This window comes from Geodermatophilus sp. SYSU D01106 (genome assembly GCF_054049995.1).
Map to the genome: position 1 here is coordinate 351683 of NZ_JBJGYM010000001.1, position 17594 is coordinate 369276.

Annotated in this window: 21 protein-coding genes and 1 tRNA gene; 16 read left to right on the plus strand and 6 right to left on the minus strand. The window is 77.1% G+C overall.

What is annotated here, in order from left to right; genetic code table 11:
- Positions 1–90: 90 nt before the first annotated feature.
- Positions 91–2787: an ATP-binding protein gene (locus ACI78R_RS01815; protein ID WP_457039452.1), complete on the plus strand. Its 2697-nt coding sequence runs from the start codon at positions 91–93 to the stop codon at positions 2785–2787.
- A gap of 6 nt (positions 2788–2793) precedes the next feature.
- On the opposite strand, the gene ACI78R_RS01820 is transcribed toward ACI78R_RS01815, so the two are convergent.
- The gene (locus ACI78R_RS01820) at positions 2794–3432 is read right to left on the minus strand and encodes a maleylpyruvate isomerase family mycothiol-dependent enzyme (protein WP_457039453.1); all 639 of its coding nucleotides are present in this window, start codon (positions 3430–3432) and stop codon (positions 2794–2796) included.
- Between the two features lie 123 nt (positions 3433–3555).
- Here ACI78R_RS01820 and ACI78R_RS01825 point away from each other — a divergent pair.
- Positions 3556–3626, plus strand: a tRNA-Gly gene (locus tag ACI78R_RS01825).
- On the opposite strand, the gene ACI78R_RS01830 is transcribed toward ACI78R_RS01825, so the two are convergent.
- Positions 3618–4091 (minus strand): VOC family protein, encoded by a 474-nt coding sequence (locus tag ACI78R_RS01830; RefSeq protein WP_457039454.1) that lies wholly within the window; start codon positions 4089–4091, stop codon positions 3618–3620. The two genes, ACI78R_RS01825 and ACI78R_RS01830, sit on opposite strands and share 9 nt — an antisense overlap.
- A 114-nt stretch (positions 4092–4205) precedes the next feature.
- Here ACI78R_RS01830 and ACI78R_RS01835 point away from each other — a divergent pair, with 114 nt between their 5' ends.
- Genes ACI78R_RS01835 through ACI78R_RS01850 form a run of 4 tightly spaced genes read left to right on the plus strand, consistent with a single transcriptional unit; the run spans position 4206 to position 7804 of the window.
- The gene (locus ACI78R_RS01835; RefSeq protein ID WP_457039455.1) at positions 4206–4760 is read left to right on the plus strand and encodes a TOPRIM nucleotidyl transferase/hydrolase domain-containing protein; all 555 of its coding nucleotides are present in this window, start codon (positions 4206–4208) and stop codon (positions 4758–4760) included.
- 47 nt (positions 4761–4807) lie between these two features.
- Positions 4808–5668 (plus strand): putative protein N(5)-glutamine methyltransferase, encoded by an 861-nt coding sequence (locus ACI78R_RS01840; RefSeq protein WP_457039456.1) that lies wholly within the window; start codon positions 4808–4810, stop codon positions 5666–5668.
- A gap of 10 nt (positions 5669–5678) precedes the next feature.
- Positions 5679–6098 carry a hypothetical protein gene (locus ACI78R_RS01845; RefSeq protein WP_457039457.1) on the plus strand — a complete coding sequence of 140 codons (420 nt, stop codon included), beginning with the start codon at positions 5679–5681 and terminating at the stop codon, positions 6096–6098.
- Positions 6099–6136: 38 nt separating this feature from the next.
- On the plus strand, positions 6137–7804 hold the full coding sequence (locus tag ACI78R_RS01850) for a GAF domain-containing protein (RefSeq protein WP_457039458.1): 1668 nt from the start codon (positions 6137–6139) through the stop codon (positions 7802–7804).
- A 12-nt stretch (positions 7805–7816) separates the two neighbouring features.
- Here the strand turns inward: ACI78R_RS01850 and ACI78R_RS01855 are convergent, their stop codons facing one another.
- The 4 genes from ACI78R_RS01855 to ACI78R_RS01870 all read right to left on the minus strand — a co-directional run bounded on the left by ACI78R_RS01855 (position 7817) and on the right by ACI78R_RS01870 (position 10695).
- On the minus strand, positions 7817–8455 hold the full coding sequence (locus tag ACI78R_RS01855; protein WP_457039459.1) for a response regulator: 639 nt from the start codon (positions 8453–8455) through the stop codon (positions 7817–7819).
- Positions 8456–8521: 66 nt separating this feature from the next.
- Entirely contained in the window at positions 8522–9550 is a 1029-nt protein-coding gene (locus ACI78R_RS01860; RefSeq protein ID WP_457039460.1) for a type III polyketide synthase, read from the minus strand.
- 40 nt (positions 9551–9590) lie between these two features.
- Positions 9591–10346 carry a methyltransferase domain-containing protein gene (locus ACI78R_RS01865; RefSeq protein ID WP_457039461.1) on the minus strand — a complete coding sequence of 252 codons (756 nt, stop codon included), beginning with the start codon at positions 10344–10346 and terminating at the stop codon, positions 9591–9593.
- A 7-nt stretch (positions 10347–10353) separates the two neighbouring features.
- Positions 10354–10695, minus strand: coding sequence for a DUF3140 domain-containing protein (locus ACI78R_RS01870; RefSeq protein WP_073421002.1), 342 nt, complete (start codon positions 10693–10695; stop codon positions 10354–10356).
- A 90-nt stretch (positions 10696–10785) separates the two neighbouring features.
- Here ACI78R_RS01870 and ACI78R_RS01875 point away from each other — a divergent pair, with 90 nt between their 5' ends.
- The 10 genes from ACI78R_RS01875 (at position 10786) to ACI78R_RS01920 (ending at position 17588) form a co-directional block, all read left to right on the plus strand.
- Complete coding sequence (locus ACI78R_RS01875; RefSeq protein WP_073421001.1) at positions 10786–11337, plus strand: DUF6328 family protein; 552 nt, start codon at positions 10786–10788, stop codon at positions 11335–11337.
- A gap of 28 nt (positions 11338–11365) precedes the next feature.
- Positions 11366–12544, plus strand: coding sequence for a PfkB family carbohydrate kinase (locus ACI78R_RS01880; RefSeq protein WP_457039462.1), 1179 nt, complete (start codon positions 11366–11368; stop codon positions 12542–12544).
- A 128-nt stretch (positions 12545–12672) separates the two neighbouring features.
- Positions 12673–12813 (plus strand): hypothetical protein, encoded by a 141-nt coding sequence (locus ACI78R_RS01885; RefSeq protein WP_175562896.1) that lies wholly within the window; start codon positions 12673–12675, stop codon positions 12811–12813.
- 175 nt (positions 12814–12988) lie between these two features.
- A complete protein-coding gene (locus ACI78R_RS01890) occupies positions 12989–13627 on the plus strand; it encodes a TetR/AcrR family transcriptional regulator (RefSeq protein WP_073421000.1) in 639 nt (212 codons plus the stop codon).
- A 107-nt stretch (positions 13628–13734) separates the two neighbouring features.
- Complete coding sequence (locus ACI78R_RS01895; protein WP_073420999.1) at positions 13735–14157, plus strand: hypothetical protein; 423 nt, start codon at positions 13735–13737, stop codon at positions 14155–14157.
- 46 nt (positions 14158–14203) lie between these two features.
- Positions 14204–14389, plus strand: a complete 186-nt coding sequence (locus ACI78R_RS01900; protein WP_073420998.1) for a hypothetical protein — start codon at positions 14204–14206, stop codon at positions 14387–14389.
- Between the two features lie 59 nt (positions 14390–14448).
- Positions 14449–14847 carry a lipopolysaccharide assembly protein LapA domain-containing protein gene (locus tag ACI78R_RS01905; protein ID WP_073420997.1) on the plus strand — a complete coding sequence of 133 codons (399 nt, stop codon included), beginning with the start codon at positions 14449–14451 and terminating at the stop codon, positions 14845–14847.
- A gap of 203 nt (positions 14848–15050) precedes the next feature.
- Positions 15051–16895: an acyl-CoA dehydrogenase gene (locus ACI78R_RS01910; protein ID WP_457039463.1), complete on the plus strand. Its 1845-nt coding sequence runs from the start codon at positions 15051–15053 to the stop codon at positions 16893–16895.
- 254 nt (positions 16896–17149) lie between these two features.
- Positions 17150–17386 (plus strand): hypothetical protein, encoded by a 237-nt coding sequence (locus ACI78R_RS01915; RefSeq protein ID WP_073421883.1) that lies wholly within the window; start codon positions 17150–17152, stop codon positions 17384–17386.
- Positions 17387–17396: 10 nt separating this feature from the next.
- Positions 17397–17588 (plus strand): hypothetical protein, encoded by a 192-nt coding sequence (locus tag ACI78R_RS01920; RefSeq protein WP_073420995.1) that lies wholly within the window; start codon positions 17397–17399, stop codon positions 17586–17588.
- Positions 17589–17594: the final 6 nt, after the last annotated feature.

Here is a 17594-nt window from a genome sequence, read left to right on the forward strand (position 1 = left end):
CGTGCAGCCAGTCGGTGGCCGTACTCGGCCGCCAGTTCCGACGCCGTCCCGTCCCCGGCGGGCCGGCGCTGCTGTGCCGTGGAGGTGTGCGTGGCCCCGGATGCCGCCGCGCGCCCCGGCGTCCAGGACATCCCGTCGGGGCCCGACGTCGCCGACGTGTTCGCCGGCGGCAGCGAGAACGGCCGGCTGATGGCCGCCGTCGACTGGGCGGCGACGCCGGTCGGTCCGGTGGGGACGTGGCCGGCGAGCCTGCGCTACGCCATCCGCACCGTGCTGGCCTCGCGGTTCCCGATGATCCTCACCTGGGGACCGGAGTTCACCCAGTTCTACAACGACGGCTACGCCACCCTCATCGGCGCCAAGCACCCCGCCGCCCTCGGCGGCGACCTCCGCGTGACCCAGGCCGAGCACTGGACCTCGCTGCAGGGTCCGATCGAGCAGGCCATGGCCACCCGCGTCCCGACCTGGATCCCGCAGCTGCTCCTGCTCCTCGAGCGGGCCGGGTACCGCGAGGAGACCTACTTCACCGTCTCCCACGCCCCGGCCTTCGGGGACGACGGCGAGGTGGCCGGCATGCACGCCGTCTGCACCGAGGTCACCCGGCAGGTGCTGGCCGAGCGGCGGCAGGTGCTGCTGCAGGAGGTGGCCGGCGCCGGCGGGCGCCGCGAGGACGAGCACGACCTCGCGACACAGGTGTGCGCCGCCCTCGCCACCGGTCCGCTCGACGTCCCGTTCGCCGCCGTCTACCTCACCGACGACGACGGGCGGCTGCAGCGGGCGGCCACCTGCGGGGTCGACGCCGGCCTGCTGCCCGCGACCGCCGGCGGCCTGCCCGACCTCGCGGCGGTCCCGGTCGCCGGCCTGGGCGTCACCGGCGGGCCGTTCGGCGAGCCGGTCACCGACGCCGTCACCCTCCCGCTGTCCGGCGGGTCCGGAGGTGAGCCGGTCGGCGCGCTGCTGGTCGGCGTCAGCCCGGCGCGCGCCCTCGACGCCGAGTACCGCTCCTTCCACCAGCTGCTCGCCGGGCAGGTCGCCGGGGCCGTCGTCGACGCCCGCGCCTACGCCGGCGAGCGCGCCCGCGCCGAGGCCCTCGCGGAGCTCGACCGGGCCAAGACCACCTTCTTCGCCAACGTCAGCCACGAGCTGCGCACCCCGCTGACCCTGCTGCTCGCCCCCATCTCCGACGCGCTCGACGAGGCCGGCGACCAGCTGCCGCCCGCCGCGCACGACCAGCTCGTCCTCGCGCTGCGCAACGGCCAGCGCCTGCAGCGCCTGGTCAACGACCTGCTCGAGTTCGTCAGCATCGAGGCCGGCCGGACGGCCGCGGTGCGGGTGGCCACCGACCTCGCCGCCGACACCGCCGAGCTCGCCGGCGTGCTGCGCGCCGCCGCCGAGCGCGCCGGGCTGACGCTCACCGTCGACTGCCCGCCGCTCCCCCGGCCGGTCGCCGTCGACCCGCGGATGTGGGAGAAGGTCGTCCTCAACCTGGTCGCCAACGCGGTCAAGTACACGTTCGTCGGCGGCATCACCGTGCGGCTGGCCGCCGTGGACGACGGGGTCGAGCTGACCGTCTCCGACACCGGCGTGGGCATCCCCGCCGAGGAGCTGCCGGCGCTGTTCGACCGGTTCCACCGGGTGACCGACTCCCCCGCCCGCAGCCGCGAGGGCACCGGCCTGGGCCTCGCCCTGGTGCGCGAGCTCGTCGACCTGCACGGCGGCACCGTCGGGGTGCGGAGCACGCCCGGCGCCGGCAGCACCTTCACCGTCCGGCTGCCCTGGGGCGAGCCCGACGCCGCGAGCGCGCCGCCGTCGACCCCGGCCGCCGTCCGCGCCGCCGCCCTGACGCCCTGGGACGACGACCCCGGCCGGCGGGCGCGCCCCGCCGCGGCGGAGGAGGCGCTGGGCACCGTCCTGGTCGTCGACGACAACGCCGACATGCGCTCCTACCTCACCCGGCTGCTCGCGCCGTCGTGGACGGTGCGGACCGCCGCCGACGGCGAGGAGGCGCTGCGCGAGACCCGGGCCGCCCTGCCCGACATCGTGCTGACCGACGTGATGATGCCGGGACTCGACGGGTTTGGGCTGCTCCAGGCGCTGCGGGCCGACCCCGGCACCCGCGACGTCCCGGTGGTGATGCTCACCGCCCGCGCCGGCCAGGAGGCCGCCGTCGAGGGCTTCGACGCCGGCGTCGACGACTACCTGCCCAAGCCGTTCGAGTCCGCCGAGCTGCTCGGCCGGCTGCGGGCCGTCCTCGAGCGCGCGCGGGGACGCCGTGCCGCGCTCCCGCCGCCGGCGCACGCGCACCGGCCGGCTCCCGCGGCCGCCCCGCCGCCCCCGCGGCCCCGCGCCGGCGACGCGGCCGACCTGGCGCCGTCGAGCGCGCCGGCCCCGGCCGTCCCGGCCGACGGCGCTCGGCGGGCCACCTGGCGGTTCCCCTCGGCGGCGGCGTCGATCCCGCCGCTGCGCCGCCGGCTGCGCGGCTTCCTCGCCGACGCCGGGATCGACGACGACCGCGCCTACGACCTGGTGCTGGCCTCCTGCGAGGCGGCCACCAACGCGATCGAGCACGCCCAGGACCCGCGGGAGCCGGTGGTCGAGGTGCGGGTGTCGGTCGACGACGGCGCCGTGGAGATCGCGGTGCAGGACACCGGCCAGTGGCGGGAGCGCACCTCGAGCATGGACCGCGGCCGCGGCTCGATGCTGATGAGCGCCTTCGCCGAGGTCACCGCGGTGCCCGGCCCGGACGGCACCACCGTCACGATCCGCAGCCCGCGCCCGCGGGACTGAGCGGCCTCACCGTCGGCCGGCGAGCACGGCGGCGCCCGGGCCGGCGAGGTCCCCCAGGGCCGCCCGGCGGCCGGCGGCGACGAGCAGCAGCGAGAGCACCGGCCCCTCGGCCACCGGGCCCGTGCCGTGCCGCAGGTCGGTGTCGGTGGCCACCAGGGTGACGCCCGCGACCCGCTGCCGGCCGCCGCCCACGGCCTCCCCGCTGCGCACGTGCGCCAGCAGCGCCCGGGCCACGACGTCGCGGGGCGGGTCGGAGGGGATGCCGAGCGGGCGCCGCACGTCCTCCCCGTGCACGAACGCCTCCACCAGCCGGGTGTCCCGCGGGGCGGGCGGGCCGGTCCGGCGGCCGGCGACGGCGCGGAAGGCGGCCAGCGTCTCCTCCGGGTCGGCGGCCCGCGCGGCGCGCAGCTCGGCCTCGTTGGCGGCGTCGAAGTCGAACCGGGCTGCCACCATGCCGGCCAGGAACCGCAGCGGCGTCGTCCGCGCGCTGCCGAGCAGGTGCGCGAGCACGTCGTGCACGTCCCAGCCGGCGCACAGCGACGGCGTGGCCCACTGCGCGGGCGTCAGCCCGGTGAGGTCGTCGGCCAGCGCCCGGCGCTCGGCGGCGACGACGGGCCAGACGTCCTGCGGCGCGGTCCTCGGCACGGTCGGTGCTCCCGTCGGTCGGCGGCGGGCGGTCGGCTGACCCTCCCGGGGGACAGACCGGCACCGGCCGCGGGACTCATCGCCGGGCGCCTTGCTACGCTGGCGACCGGCCTCCGGGCCATCGCGGGTGTAGTTCAATGGCAGAACATCAGCTTCCCAAGCTGACAGTGCGAGTTCGATTCTCGTCACCCGCTCTCCGAGTCCCCGAGCGGCTTCCCTCGGCGGAGCTCCTCCGCCAGTCCGACGACGATCCCCTCGGGGCCGCGGACGTAGCACAGCCGGTACAGGTCCTCGTACTCCACGATCTCCCCGACGAGTTCCGCCCCGTGGGCGCGGAGCCGGGCGACGGTCTCCTCGACGTCGTCGACGGCGAACATGACCCGCCGGATGCCGAGCGTGTTGGCGGGTGCGTCCACCGGCCCGGAGCGGACCGCCGCCGGCGTCCGGAACGACGCCAGCTCGATCCGGCCGGGACCGCCGGGCACCCGCAGCACCGCGACCTCCTGGCGGACGTCGTCGAGGCCGATGACCCGCTCCACCCACCGCCCCTCGGCCGGTCCCCTGCCCTCGAGCTCCATGCCGAGCGCGACGAGGAACGCGATGACCGCGTCCAGGTCCTCGACGACGACGAGCACGTTGTCCATCCGCGTGAGCGCCACGTGGTCCTCCTGTCCGTCGCGCGGCCCCGTCGGCCGCTCCGTCCGGGGGACGACGCAGCCCGGCCGGTCTCGACATCCTGGGCGCCCGGCGCGCCGTCTGGGACAGTCCCGCGGGTGACCGCGCCCGATCCCCTCCCCCGGGCCGTGGTGCTGGTCGAGGGGGCCAGCGACCGTGAGGCCGTGCTCGCCGCCGCCCGCGCCCTGGGCCGGGACCTGGCCGCAGAGGGCGTCCGGGTCGTCGCGCTGGGCGGCGCCGGGGGCGTGGCCCGGCAGGTGGCGGAGCTGACCGCCGCCGGTCTCGGCGACCGCCTGCGCGGCCTCTACGACGTCGGCGAGGAGGCGTTCTTCCGGCGGGCGCTGGGCGCCGCCGACGCCGGCGACCTCGCGGCGCGCGGCTTCTTCGCCTGCGTGGCCGACCTGGAGGAGGAGCTGGTCCGCGCGGCGGGGGTGGCCGGCGTCGAGGCGGTGGTGACCGCCCAGCGGGAGGCCCGCGCGCTGGAGACCTTCCGCCATCAGCCGGCCCAGCGCGGCCGCAGCCCGGAGGCCCAGCTGCGCCGGTGGCTCGGCACCACCAGCGGGCGCAAGGCCCGCTACGCGCGGGCCCTCGTCGAGCACCTGGACCCGGGCGCCCTCCCGCCGCCGCTGCGCCGCCTCCTCGCGGCGACCTGACCCGGCGCACAGGGCGTCCCGGCCCGCCGCCCTGGCAGCCTGGCCCCGTGCACCTCTCCCCCGCCGGCACCGCGGCCCTCGTCGCCCGGCTGCGCGCGGCCGGCTGCGTCTTCGCCGAGGACGAGGCCCGCCTGCTCGCCGAGGCCGCGGCGACGCCCGGCGAGCTGGAGGCGCTGGCCGCCCGCCGGGCAGCCGGGGAGCCGCTGGAGCACCTGCTGGGTGCGGTCGAGTTCTGCGGCCTGCGGATCGCCGTCGGCCCGGGGGTGTTCGTGCCGCGGCAGCGCACCGCGGCCCTCGTCGCCCGGGCCGCCGGTGCGGCCCGCGCCGCCCGGGCGCGGACCGGCCGGCCGCCGGTCGCCGTCGACCTGTGCTGCGGCTGCGGCGCCGTCGGCCGGGCGCTGGCCGAGGCCGTCGAGCTCGGTGAGCTGCACGCGACCGACGTCGATCCGGCGGCCCTGCCCTGGGCGTGGCGCAACCTCGACCCCGTCGGCGGGACCGTGCACGGCGGCGACCTCTACGCCGCGCTGCCCGACCGGCTGCGCGGGCGGGTCGACGTCCTGGTCGCCAACGCGCCCTACGTGCCCACCGGCGCGCTCGCCCTCCTGCCGCCCGAGGCGCGGCTGCACGAGCCGGCCGGCGCGCTCGACGGCGGCGACGACGGCCTCGACGTGCACCGGCGCATCGCCGCGGGCGCGCCGGGCTGGTTGGCGCCGGGCGGGGTGCTGCTCGCCGAGGTGGGCGAGGAGCAGGCGCCCGTCCTGACCGCCGTCCTGACCCGGGCGGGACTGCGGCCCGTCACCTGGCCGCCCGAGGAGGACGGGACGACCGTGGTGACCGGGACCCGAGCGGGCGGTCCGGTTCCGGATACCGGGCCCTTGGTCCCTGTCCGGCGGGACGGACGCGGGTGAGGATCCGGTCATGGCCGCCGATCCGCACCTCGAGCCGATCCGGCTGCTGCCCCTGCCGTCCCGCCGGCCCGTCCCGTCGTTCCTGGTCGACGTCGACGGCACCGCCGCCGCCGACCGCGCGCTGACCTGGGCGCTGCGCGAGGCCGCCCGCCGGGAGGGCACCGTGCTCGCGGTCGCCGCCGTCGACGCCCCCGGGGAGGCCGGCCGCGCCGCCGCCCTGGCGCGGGCCGACGCCGCGGTGGTACGCGCCGTCGCCGAGACCGGCGTCGCCGGCCGGGTGCGCACCGTCGTCGCCGAGCGGGCACTGCTCGACGCGCTGGGCACCGCCGGACGCGGCGGCGACCTCGTCCTCGTGAACGGCACCGGCCGCGCCCTGCTGCGCCCGGTCGCGCCGCGCTTCCCCGGCCGGCGCCCGGGCTCCGGCGCGTGACCCCGACGACTCCCCCTGCGTCCTCCTCGGGACGGGCCGTGCCCCCGCCTCCCCCCGGGGACCGACCGGACCGCACCGCCGCGGGCCCCGAGCCCGGCCTCACCGCCGGCGTGCGCGCCGCCGCGGCCGGCGAGCACCTGGAGGCCACCCTCCGCGAGATCGTGGAGGCGGCGGTGGCCCACGCCGACGCCACCTACGGCGCGATGGGCGTGCTGACCGCCGACGGCCGCGAGCTGGACCGCTTCGTCATCGTCGGCATGGACGACACCGTCCGGGCCGGCATCGGCCGTCCCCCGGCCGGCGCGGGGATCCTCGGCCTGCTGGTCGAGCGCCCGGAGCCGCTGCGGCTCGCCGACCTGGGCGCGCACCCCGCCTCGGTCGGCTTCCCGCCCGGCCACCCGCCGATGGCGTCGTTCCTGGGCGTCCCGGTGTGCGTGCGCGAGCAGGTGTTCGGCCACCTCTACCTCACCGAGAAGCGCGACGGCGGCGAGTTCACCGCGGCCGACGAGGAGGCGGTGCAGGCGCTGGCCGCGGCCGCGGGCCTCGCGATCGGCAACGCGCGGCTGGCGGAGGCCGCCGAGCAGCGCCGGGCCTGGACGCAGGCGGCCGTCGAGGTCTCGACCGCGCTGCTGTCGGGCGCGGAGCCGGTCGCGGCCCTCGAGTCGATCGTGCAGCAGGTGGTCGCGCTCACCGGCGCCGACGGCGCGTCCCTGCTCGTCGCGCGCGAGGGCGACCCCGACGCGCTCACCATCCTCGCCTCCGCCGGCGTGTACGCCGGCGAGCTGGAGGGCGTCCGGGTCCCGCTCGAGGACACCCACGTCGGGCGGGTGCACCGCAGCGGCGTCGGCGAACTGGTCGAGGACATGAGCGCCGACCCGGTGCGGGGGCGGCACGCGGAGGTCGCCGTCGAGCTGACCCGCGGCGCGCGCTCGGGCGTGGTCGTCCCGCTCGGCCGGTCGCTGGGGACGCTGGTGTGCGTGCGGGGCGAGGACCGCGAGCCCTTCGGCGCCGACGTGCTCGACGCCCTGACCTCCTTCGCGACCCAGGTGACGGTCGCCCTCGAACTCGCCCGCAGCCAGCGCCGCGAGCGCGAGCTGCAGGTCCAGGCCGACCGCGACCGCATCGCCCGCGACCTGCACGACCACGTCGTCCAGCGCATCTACGCCACCGCGCTCTCGCTGGACCGGATCGCCCGCTCGCTGGAGGAGGCCGACCCCTACGCGGCCCGCCGCGTCGAGCGCAGCGTCGACGAGCTCGACGAGACGATCACGCAGATCCGCTCGGCCATCTTCGAGCTGCACGACCCCGCCGACGCCCCCGACCACCTCGGCCTCCGGCTCACCGACGTCGTCACCCGGGTCACCGAGAACAGCGGCCTGGACTGCCGCGTGGACGTGACCGGCGACGTCGACGGCCTGACCGGCGCGCTGGCCCACGACCTGCTGGCGGTGGTCCGCGAGCTGGTGACCAACGCCGTCCGGCACGCCCGGGCCTCGCGACTGACGGTCACGGTGGACGCCGGGCCGCCCGGCGGGGCCGACGTCACGGTCGTGGTGGCCGACGACGGCCGCGGCCTGCCCGCGGTGCCCCTGCGCAGCGGCCTGGACAACCTCACCGACCGTGCGCAGCGGCGCGGCGGGCGGCTGGCGGTGCGCAGCGCACCCGGCGGGACCGAGGTGACCTGGACGGTGCCGCGCCCCGCGTGAGGGCACGGGCGGTCAGCGGCCGGGACGGGGTCCGCGCAGCTCGGTGGCGAGGATGGCCGCCTGGGTGCGCCGCTCGAGGCCGAGCTTGGCCAGCAGGTGGCTCGTGTAGTTCTTCACCGTCTTCTCGGCCAGCCCCATCCGGGCGCCGATCTGCCGGTTCGTCAGCCCCTCCCCGATGAGCGCGAGCACCGTGCGCTCCTGCTCCGTCAGCCCGGCCAGGCGGCGGTCCGTCCCCGCCCGCTGCGGCTGCCCGGTGCCGGCGAGCGTCCCGCCGGCCGCCACGGTGCGCACCGCCGAGACCAGGTCCGCGCCGCGCACCTGCTTGACCAGGTAGCCGGCGGCCCCGGCGGCGAGGGCTGCGGCCACCGCCTCGTCCTCGGCGAAGCTCGACAGCACCAGGAACCGGCAGCCGGGCAGCCGGTCCCGCAGGCCCCGGACCACCTCGGCGCCGTCGCCGTCGGGCAGCCGCATGTCCACGACCGCGACGTCGGGCCGCACGGCGGGACCGCGCGCCAGGGCCTCCGCGACGGTGCCGGCCTCGCCGACGACCACCAGCCCGGGGTCGTCCTCGAGGACCTCCGCCACGCCACGGCGGACCACCTCGTGGTCGTCGACGAGGAAGACGCGGACCGGGCGCTGCGGAACTGCCACGACCACCCTCCCTCCGACCGTGACTGCGGTCACAGAGGGTAGTGCCTGGAACGGCTGTCCTGCGCGTTAGGCGGGCAGCAGTAGCGCTGCGTACAGGGTCAACCCCGGACCGAAGGCCATGGCGACCACCGGGCCGTCGACGTCGGCCAGCTCCTGCAGCACCAGGAGCACGGTCGCCGACGAGCAGTTGCCGTGCTCGGCGAGCACCCGCCGGGAGGCGGCGATCTGCTCCTCGGCCAGGCCGAGCTCGTCGCGGACCACGTCGAGGATCCGCGGGCCGCCGGGGTGCACCGCCCAGCCGGCGACGTCCTCGACGCGCAGCCCGGCGCCGTCCAGCAGCTCGGCCACCACGTCGCCGACGTGCCGGGAGAGCACGTCGGGCACCCGCGGCGAGAGCCCCATGCGGAACCCGAGGTCGGTGACGTCCCAGGTCATGTGGTCGGCCGTCGAGGGGTCCGTGCGGGCGACGACGCCGGCCAACCGGCGGCCGCGGCCCGCGCCGGGCTCGACGACGACGGCCGCCGCGGCGTCGGAGAACAGCGCGTGCGCCACCACCTGCTCGAGGTCCCGCACGGCCGGCTGCACGTGCAGGCTGGTCAGCTCGCAGCACAGCAGCACCGCGGGCCGGGACCGGGCGGTGACGAAGTCGCCCACCGCCGCCAGCCCCGGGACGGCGGCGTAGCAGCCCATGTGCCCCACCAGCAGCCGCTGGAGGCCCGCCGGCATGCCGAGGTCGCTGGCCAGCCGGATGTCCAGCCCCGGGGTGGCGTACCCGGTGCAGGTGGCCACGGCGAACAGGCCGACGTCGCCGGGGGCGAGGCCCGCGGAGTCCAGCGCCGTCGCCACGGCCTGCTTGCCCAGCGGCAGCGCCTCCTGGACGTAGCGCGCCATGCGCGCGCCGGTGCCCCACCCGCTGAGGTCCTCGTCGACGGGGTTGGCCACCGCGTGGCGGCGGCGCACGCCGGCGCTCGACCAGATCCGCTTCGCCGCCCGGACGCCGTCGTAGTGGCGGGCGAAGAAGCCCTCCCAGGCGGCGTCCTGGTCGAGGGTGGCCGGCAGGGCGGCGCCCGCGCCGGTCAGCACGGCGGCGCTCACCCGCGCGGCCCCCGCGGGAACGGGCTGGTCGGGGAGGCGGTCACCCCTCGACCGTACGTGCGGGCGGGGCGGCGCGCCGCCCGGGCGCCTCCCGCTTGCGGCCGTAGCCGGCGAACAGGACGGCGGTGGTGCGCAGCGGCCGCATCCGGACGACGTCGCGGCGCCCGAGCCGCCAGGCGACGACGTCGCGCACCGAGGGCCGCAGGCCGACCAGCCTCAGGTCCAGTCCGAGCCGGTCGGCGGCCGCCAGCAGCCGGCGCCGGTCGACGAACAGCGCCGGGTCGTGGATGCCGGGCGGCGGCCCGCCGGGCAGGCGCTCGGCGATCCGGACGGCGACCACCTCCGCCAGCCGGGTCGCGGCGATCGCGTCGACGACCAGCGTGCCGCCGGGGCGCAGCAGCCGTGCCGCCTCGGCGAGCACCGCCTCGTGCTCGGCGACGTGCTCGAGGATCTCCCCCGCGACGACGACGTCGGCGCACCCGTCGCGCAGCGGCACCGCGAGCACCGACCCGCGCACCGCGAGGACGCCGTGGTCCGCGGCGACCCGGAGCCCCGCGGCGCCGAGGTCGACGCCGACGTGCCGGTAGCCCAGGCGCGCGGCGTGCGGCGCCATCAGCCCGCCGCCGCAGGCGAGGTCGACCAGCAGCGCGTCCGGGCCGGCCGCCGGCGGGACGTGCCCGGCGCGCGAGGCGGCCAGCCAGTGCAGCATCGCGAACCCGCCGGCGGCCTCCCACCACTGGTCGGCCAGCCCGTCGTACTGGGCGAGGTCGTTGCGCCGCGGGTCGCCGATGCGCACCCGCCGGCTACTTCTTCAGGGGGTCGTGGCCCCAGTTCATCAGCGAGTACCGCCACTTCGAGGACTCGACGTCCTCCTTCTTCGGCTCCTGCGCCATGTGCCGCTGCACGTAGCCGTGGACCTTCTTCATGGCGGCGTAGTCGTCGTCGTCGAGGTCGCCCTTCTTCTTGCCCAGCAGCTCGACGATGCGGCGGCCCATCTCGTGCCCGGTCGACTCGCCGGACCCGCCGCTCTTCTGGCCGACCTCCTGCGACTCGTCGGTGTCCAGCCACTTCCTCAGCTCCGAGGCGCTCATGTTGACCGCCTCGTCGAAGTCCTTCCGGATGGCGTCCCGGTCGTCGTCGGCCACGGTTCCTCCTCGGTCGCGTCCCCCGCCGGTACCTCGCTCCCGACCTCGGGAAACGGGTGCGGCGCGCGGCGGCCGGGTAGGGCACCCCGTGTGAGCGTCGACGGGACGGGGCAGCGGTACACGCCGTCGGCCGCGCGCAGCGCCCAGGAGCGCGGGGAGACCCTCGACCAGCTGCTCGACCGGAACCTCGCCGAGCTGCTGCAGGAGCTCCGGGTGGCCATCACCGGCGTCCAGGTGCTGTTCGCCTTCCTCCTCGGCCTGGCCTTCACCGCGCGCTTCCGCGAGCTCGACGACGTCCAGCTGACCGTCTACACCGTCACCCTGCTGGCCACCGCGCTCGCGACCGTGGTGCTCATCGCGCCCGTGTCGTTCCACCGGCTGGTCTTCCGCCGCCGCCGCAAGGCCGCGCTGATCCGCGTCGCCGACCGGATGCTGCTGGCCGGGCTGGCGCTGCTGGTGCTGGCCATCAGCTCCGGGGTGCTGCTCATCCTCGACGTCGTCCTCGGGCGCTGGGCGGGCGTGCTCGGCGGCGGCGCGGTGCTCCTCGTCGGGCTGGTCACCTGGTACGCGCTGCCCCTGGCCGCCCGCCGGCACGAGGCCACCCCCTCCCCCGACGCCGACGCGGGGCCGCCCGCAGGATGAGGGCCCCGCCCGCACCCGGAGGTCGCCCGTGTCCGTCACCGTCGTCGGCAGCCTGAACGAGGACGTGCTGGTCGCCGTCGACCGGCTGCCCGGGCGCGGCGAGACCGTCGTCGGCCGCGACGCCGCGCTCGCCCCGGGCGGCAAGGGCGCCAACCAGGCGGCGGCCGCGGGCCGGCTCTCCGGCGCGGGGGTCGCCATGGTCGGGCGCGTGGGCGAGGACCCCGCGGGCGGGCGCCAGGTGGCCGCGCTGCGGGAGGCGGGCGTGGACACCGCGGGGGTGCTCGCGACGCCGGGGACGCCGACCGGCTCGGCCACCATCCCCGTGGAGGACGGCAGCGGCGAGAACCTCATCGTCGTCGTGCCGGGCGCCAACGCCGCCCTGGCCCCCGCCGACGTCGACGTGCCGGCGGTGCGCGGCGCCGACGTCGTCCTCCTGCAGCTCGAGGTGCCGCTCGAGGCGGTGCGGGCCGCCGCGGACGCCGCGTCCGGCACCGTGGTGCTCACCCCGGCACCGCCCCGGCCGCTGCCGGGAGAGCTGCTGCGGCGGGTGGACGTGCTGGTGCCCAACGAGCACGAGCTCGTGCAGCTGGCCGGCGCCGGCCCGGCCGGGCGTTCGCCCGCCGAGCTCGCGGAGCTGGCCCGCGGTCTCGGCGTCGCGGCCACCGTGGTCACCCTCGGCGCGCGCGGGGCGCTGGTCGTGCCGGCGGACGGCCCGGCGCTGCTGCAGGCGCCGCCGCCGGTGCGTGCCGTGGACACCACCGGCGCCGGTGACTGCTTCACCGGCGCCCTCGGCGCCGCCCTCGCCCGGGGTGACGACCTGCCCGGCGCCGTGCGCGAGGCGGTGGCCGCGGCGGCACTGTCGACGACGGGCCCCGGCGCGCGCGGGGGTCTGCCCGACGCCGCCGCGGTGCGCGGGCTGCTGCCGCGGGTGCCCGGGGCGGAGCAGGTCGGGGCGCGCGAGGTCGGGGCGCGCGCGGTCGACGGGGGTTCGGCGGCGGGCCGGGCTGGGCAAGGCCCCCTCGACCACCAGGACGGACCCGAGGAGGACGCCGTGACCGAGCCCGAACGGCCGCCACGCTCGCCGGAGCGCGCGGAGGGCGACCCCGCCGGCGAGCAGCCCGACGACGACGGCCGCACGCCCCGCGCCGAGGACCCCGCGGAGGGTCAGCCGATGGGCGACGGCCCCGCCGACACCCCCGGCAGCTGACGCCGGACGGACCCGTCCGGTCCCCGGGCCGGACGGGTCCCGGGGTGACGTGGATCACCTCACCCGCTGGGGGTCCGCGCAGCTCAGGGCCTGTTTCCGGGTCCGGCGGCTCGGGCAGGCTGGGCCTCATGGAGGACACCCAGCACGAGGACCGGCCGGCGCACGAGACCCCCGGCGAGCCCACCGGAGAGCCCGCGACGACGGCGCAGGCCGCCGCCGAGCGCGTCGTACGGCTGCTCGCCAACCCCCGCCGGACCCGCCGCGCCTGACCCGCGCGGCACCCCCGGCCACTCCGGTCCCGGAACCGGGTCGTCACAGCGGTCCCACCCGGCACCGGCGTCCCGACCTGCGCGTTCGCCTCTCGGGACCCCAGTGGGATCACCCGTGCCGGGGGTCCGGCGTGCCGCGAACTGATCCGTCACGGGAGGCGGCAGAGTCGCCGTCGTGACCGCCGCCCTCTCCCTCGCCGACGCCGACAGCCCGGCCCCGGTCCGCCGCAGCCGCGCGGAGCGGGAGGCCATCGTCCTGGACACCGCCGAGCGCCTGTTCGCCGCCCGCAGCTCCCGCAGCGTGGGCATGGACGAGCTCGTCCGCGAGACCGGTCTGGGCAAGATGACCGTCTACCGGCTGTTCAAGAGCAAGGACGAGCTCGTCGGCGCTTACCTCGCCCGCAAGGCCGCCACGGTGCTCGGCCACATCGACGAGCTGCTCTACCTCGCGCCGGACCCGCGCGCCGCGCTGCTCGCCGTCGTCGACTCGGTGCAGGCCGACGTCACCCGCGCCGGCTTCCGCGGCTGCCCCTTCACGAACGTGAGCAGCGAGTACGACGACCCGCAGCACCCCGCCCGCAGCGCGGCCGCCGACTACAAGTTCGAGCTGCACGCCCGGCTGGAGCGGCTGGCCGAGGAGGTGGCCCCCGGCGTCGGTGAGGACCTCGCCGCGCAGGTCCACCTGATCATCGACGGCATGTACCTCTCCGGCGGCCTGCTCGGCCCCGACGGCCCGGCCTCCCACGGCCGCGACCTCGCCGAGCGGCTGATCGACATCGCCACCGCCCGCTCCGCCGCCGGCGACGCCGCCTGACCCGCGTCGGCGGGGGCCCTCCGGCCCCTCCTCCCCCCGCGGCGACTGCCCGGCGAGCGCACCCCGCTCGCCGGGCAGACGTGTCCGTGGACCCGCAGGATGAGCCGGTGACCGACCGCACCCGTCCCGACCTCGACGACACGACCGTCGAGGGGCTGGGCAAGCTCTCCGAGGCCCTGGAGACCATCGAACAGGCCCGCGGCCAGCTCTACGGCTTCCACCAGCACTCCGGCAAGGCCGACCGGCTGCTGCAGGAGGCCGTCGAGAAGTTCCGCGAGGCCGGCCACACGCAGCTCGCCGACGACCTCGACCGCGACCTCGTCGGCCGCAACGTCATCGCCGACCGCTGGACCTTCCAGATCGTCGAGGACTACGACGCGTCCTACTGGTCGGCGTTCCGCGACTTCGACGAGCGGGCCCGCACGGAGCTCTCCGGCGGGGACCGGCACGTGTTCGAGGCGCGGATGAAGCAGCGCGAGCGCACGGCCGGGCACCCGGCGCACGAGGCCGGCCCCGCGCTCGATGACTGAGCCGCCCGGGTCGCCGTCGCCACGGGGCGCGCGCAGACTCGGGCCGGTGAGCACGCGCGAGCAGAAGATGCCCGAGCCGGACTCCCCGCGCTCGGTCGGCCCCCTCGGCAGCGACACGTCGGGCCCGCCGGCCCCGGACTCCGACGGCCCGGAGGCCACCGGCCCGGCCGACGGCGCCGCGGGCCCGTCCTGGCCGCCCGCGGAGACGGAGCCGGCGGCGCACCGGGACTGAGCTCCCCCGGCGGGGTGCCGGCCGTTTGAGCGGGGCCTCCAGCGGACAGACCGTCGGGCGTGACCGCTCCCGGAACGCCCGCCGAGCCCCGGCCCTCCGCGCCGGGCACCGATCCCTTCGCCACCGGCTACGGGACGACCGCCTCCGGCCCGACGGCCGGCACCCCGGCCGCCACGTCGGGTGGCACGTCCGGCGGCACCACCCCGGCCCCGCGGCCCTCCCGCGCCGGGTCCGCCGGCCGCACCATCGGCCGCGGCCTGGCGCTGGCCCTGCTCATCGCCGTCACGGTGGTCCTGGTGCTGTTCATCGTGTTCAACGGCGAGACGGTGCCGATCAGCTTGGTCTTCACCGACGTCCGCGCGCCCCTGGTGGTGGCGCTGCTCATCGCCGCGGGGCTCGGCGCCTTGTTCGCCGCCCTGCTGGGCGCGGTGCTGGCCGCCCGACGCCGCAACCGCTGACCCCCGCCGGGCCCGCCCGGCACCTCCCAGCCCGCCGGGCCTCCTCCCCGGCGCCGACGGCCCGGGACACCCCGCTCTGACCCCTGCGGGCGTGTCCCGGGCCGCGCCCTTGCTCCTGGTTACCCGCCGGTAATAACGTTCGTTACCGGCGAGTAGGCACACCTGCCGCCGCCCACCGGCACGGAGCACGGGAGCGACACCGCATGAGCCACTACACCGCGAACCTGCGGGACCTCGAGTTCAACCTGTTCGAGTTCCTCGACACCAAGGACCGGTTCGGCACCGGCCCGTTCGAGCAGATGGACGCCGAGACCGCGCGGGGCGTGCTCGCCGAGATCCGCCGGCTGGCCGAGGGCCCGATCGCCGAGAGCTTCACCGACGCCGACCGCAACCCGCCGGTGTTCGACCCGGCCACCTCCTCGGTGACGCTGCCCGAGAGCTTCAAGCGGTCGGTGCGCGCGATCGAGGACGGCGAGTGGTACCGCCTCGACCTGCCCGAGCACCTCGGTGGCTTCGGCGCCCCGCACGCCCTGACCTGGGGCGCCTTCGAGATGGTGCTCGGCGCCAACCCCGCCGTCTTCATGTACGGCTCGTGGGCCGCCTTCGCCGCCGTCCTGCACGAGCTCGGCACCCCCGACCAGAAGCGCATGGCCGAGCTGATGCTCGAGCACAAGTGGGGCGCCACCATGGTGCTCACCGAGCCCGACGCCGGCTCCGACGTCGGCGCCGGCCGCACGAAGGCGGTGCGCCAGGACGACGGCTCCTGGCACGTCACCGGCGTCAAGCGGTTCATCACCTCCGCCGAGCACGACCTCTCCGACAACATCGTCCACCTCGTGCTGGCCCGCCCCGAGGGCGCGAAGCCGGGCACCAAGGGCCTGTCGCTGTTCGTCGTCCCCAAGTTCCACGTCGACCTCGAGACCGGCGAGCTCGGCGAGCGCAACGGCGTGTACGTGACCAACGTCGAGAAGAAGATGGGCCTCAAGGTCTCCACGACCTGCGAGCTCACCTTCGGCGACGGCCCGGTGCCCGCCAAGGGCTGGCTGGTCGGCGAGGTGCACGACGGCATCGCGCAGATGTTCAAGGTCATCGAGCACGCCCGGATGTTCGTGGGCACCAAGGCGATCGCCACCCTGTCGGCCGGTTACCAGCAGGCCCTGGCCTTCGCGAAGGAGCGGGTGCAGGGCGCCGACCTCACCGCGACGTCGAAGGACGCCCCGCGCGTGACCATCACCCACCACCCCGACGTGCGCCGCTCCCTGATGCTGCAGAAGGCGCACGCCGAGGGCATGCGGGCGCTGTACCTCTACACGGCGAGCTTCCGCGACCAGGTGACCGAGGCCGAGGCCGCCGGCACCGCGGACAGCGAGGAGGCGCGGCTGGCCGCCCGCGTCAACGACCTGCTGCTGCCGGTGGTCAAGGGCTACGGCTCCGAGCGGGCCACCCAGCTGCTCACCCAGGAGTCGCTGCAGACCCTCGGCGGGTCGGGCTTCCTGCAGGACTACCCGATCGAGCAGTACATCCGCGACTCCAAGATCGACACCCTCTACGAGGGCACGACGGCGATCCAGGGCCAGGACTTCTTCTTCCGGAAGATCGTCAAGGACGGCGGCGTCGCGCTGACCTGGCTCGCCTCGCAGATCCAGGCCACGATCGATGCCGAGGTGGGCAACGGTCGCCTCAAGGAGGAGCGGGCGCTGCTGGCCACCGCCCTCGCCGACGTCCAGGGCATGCTCACCGCGATGTTCGGCCAGCTCACGGCCGCGCAGGAGGACATGGCCAACGTCTACCGGGTCGCCCAGAACACCTCGCGGCTGCTGCTCGCCGCCGGTGACCTGGTCACCGGCTGGCTGCTCGTGCGCCAGTCGGAGGTGGCCCTCGCCGCCCTCGCCGGCGAGGTGGGCGAGAAGGACCGCCTGTTCTACGAGGGCAAGCTCGCCGCCACGCGCTTCTTCTGCACCCAGGTGCTGCCGAAGCTCACCGCGGAGCGGGCCATCGCCGAGGCCACCGACAACGCGCTGATGGAGATCCCCGAGGCCGCGTTCTAGGAGGACCCGCCTGCCCCCCACCGCTCGCACGCTCGCGGCGGGCCCCTGCAGGCGGGCCGTTCCAGCACCTCACCGAGATGGCCGCCGTCCCCACCCGGGGGCGGCGGCCGTCGTCATGTCGGGCCGTCGTGTGGGTCCGGCCTCGCGGTGTGGTGCCCGACCTCGCGCTGCGGGGCGCGGTCGGGCACCACACGGCGAGGCCGGCAGCCGGGGAAGGGCCGTTTCGGGGGGACGACGGCGGGCATGCCCCTCCCGTGACCGACCCGCAGGGCAGCGACCGCATCCAGCAGGACGTCCCCACCGCGTCGGGGACCGGCGACAACAGCGACAGCGGCTCGTCCTTCGAGGACGTGCCCCTGACGCGCGAGGACGCGCTCGAGCGCGACGCGGCCGCGGGCGACGACCTGCCGGCCCGCGCGGACAGCGACGTCGCCCGCGCCCGGGGCGGCGACGCCTCCGGCGAGGTCGAGGGCCCCACCCCCCGTTCCTGAGGAGGACCAGATGAGCGAGACCGACCACAGCGGCTACGGGGAGTCCCCCGACACCACCGACGGGCCGACCGAGTCGAACATGGTCGACGGCGTGCCCGGCGAGGACCGCTCCGACGGCGGCGAGGCCGACGTCACCCTCACCACCGACGCCGAGGCGCAGCGCGACGACTCGGTCGTGCGCGGCGGCAACCAGGCCGGCTGAGCGCGG

What these genes read in the sequence shown, in the direction of transcription:
- ACI78R_RS01845 (WP_457039457.1), top strand. Translation starts at nt 5,679, where the DNA reads ATGGCCGCCGATCCGCACCTCGAGCCGATCCGGCTGCTGCCCCTGCCG.
- ACI78R_RS01885 (WP_175562896.1), top strand. Translation starts at nt 12,673, where the DNA reads ATGGAGGACACCCAGCACGAGGACCGGCCGGCGCACGAGACCCCCGGC.
- ACI78R_RS01910 (WP_457039463.1), top strand. Translation starts at nt 15,051, where the DNA reads ATGAGCCACTACACCGCGAACCTGCGGGACCTCGAGTTCAACCTGTTC.
- ACI78R_RS01920 (WP_073420995.1), top strand. Translation starts at nt 17,397, where the DNA reads ATGAGCGAGACCGACCACAGCGGCTACGGGGAGTCCCCCGACACCACC.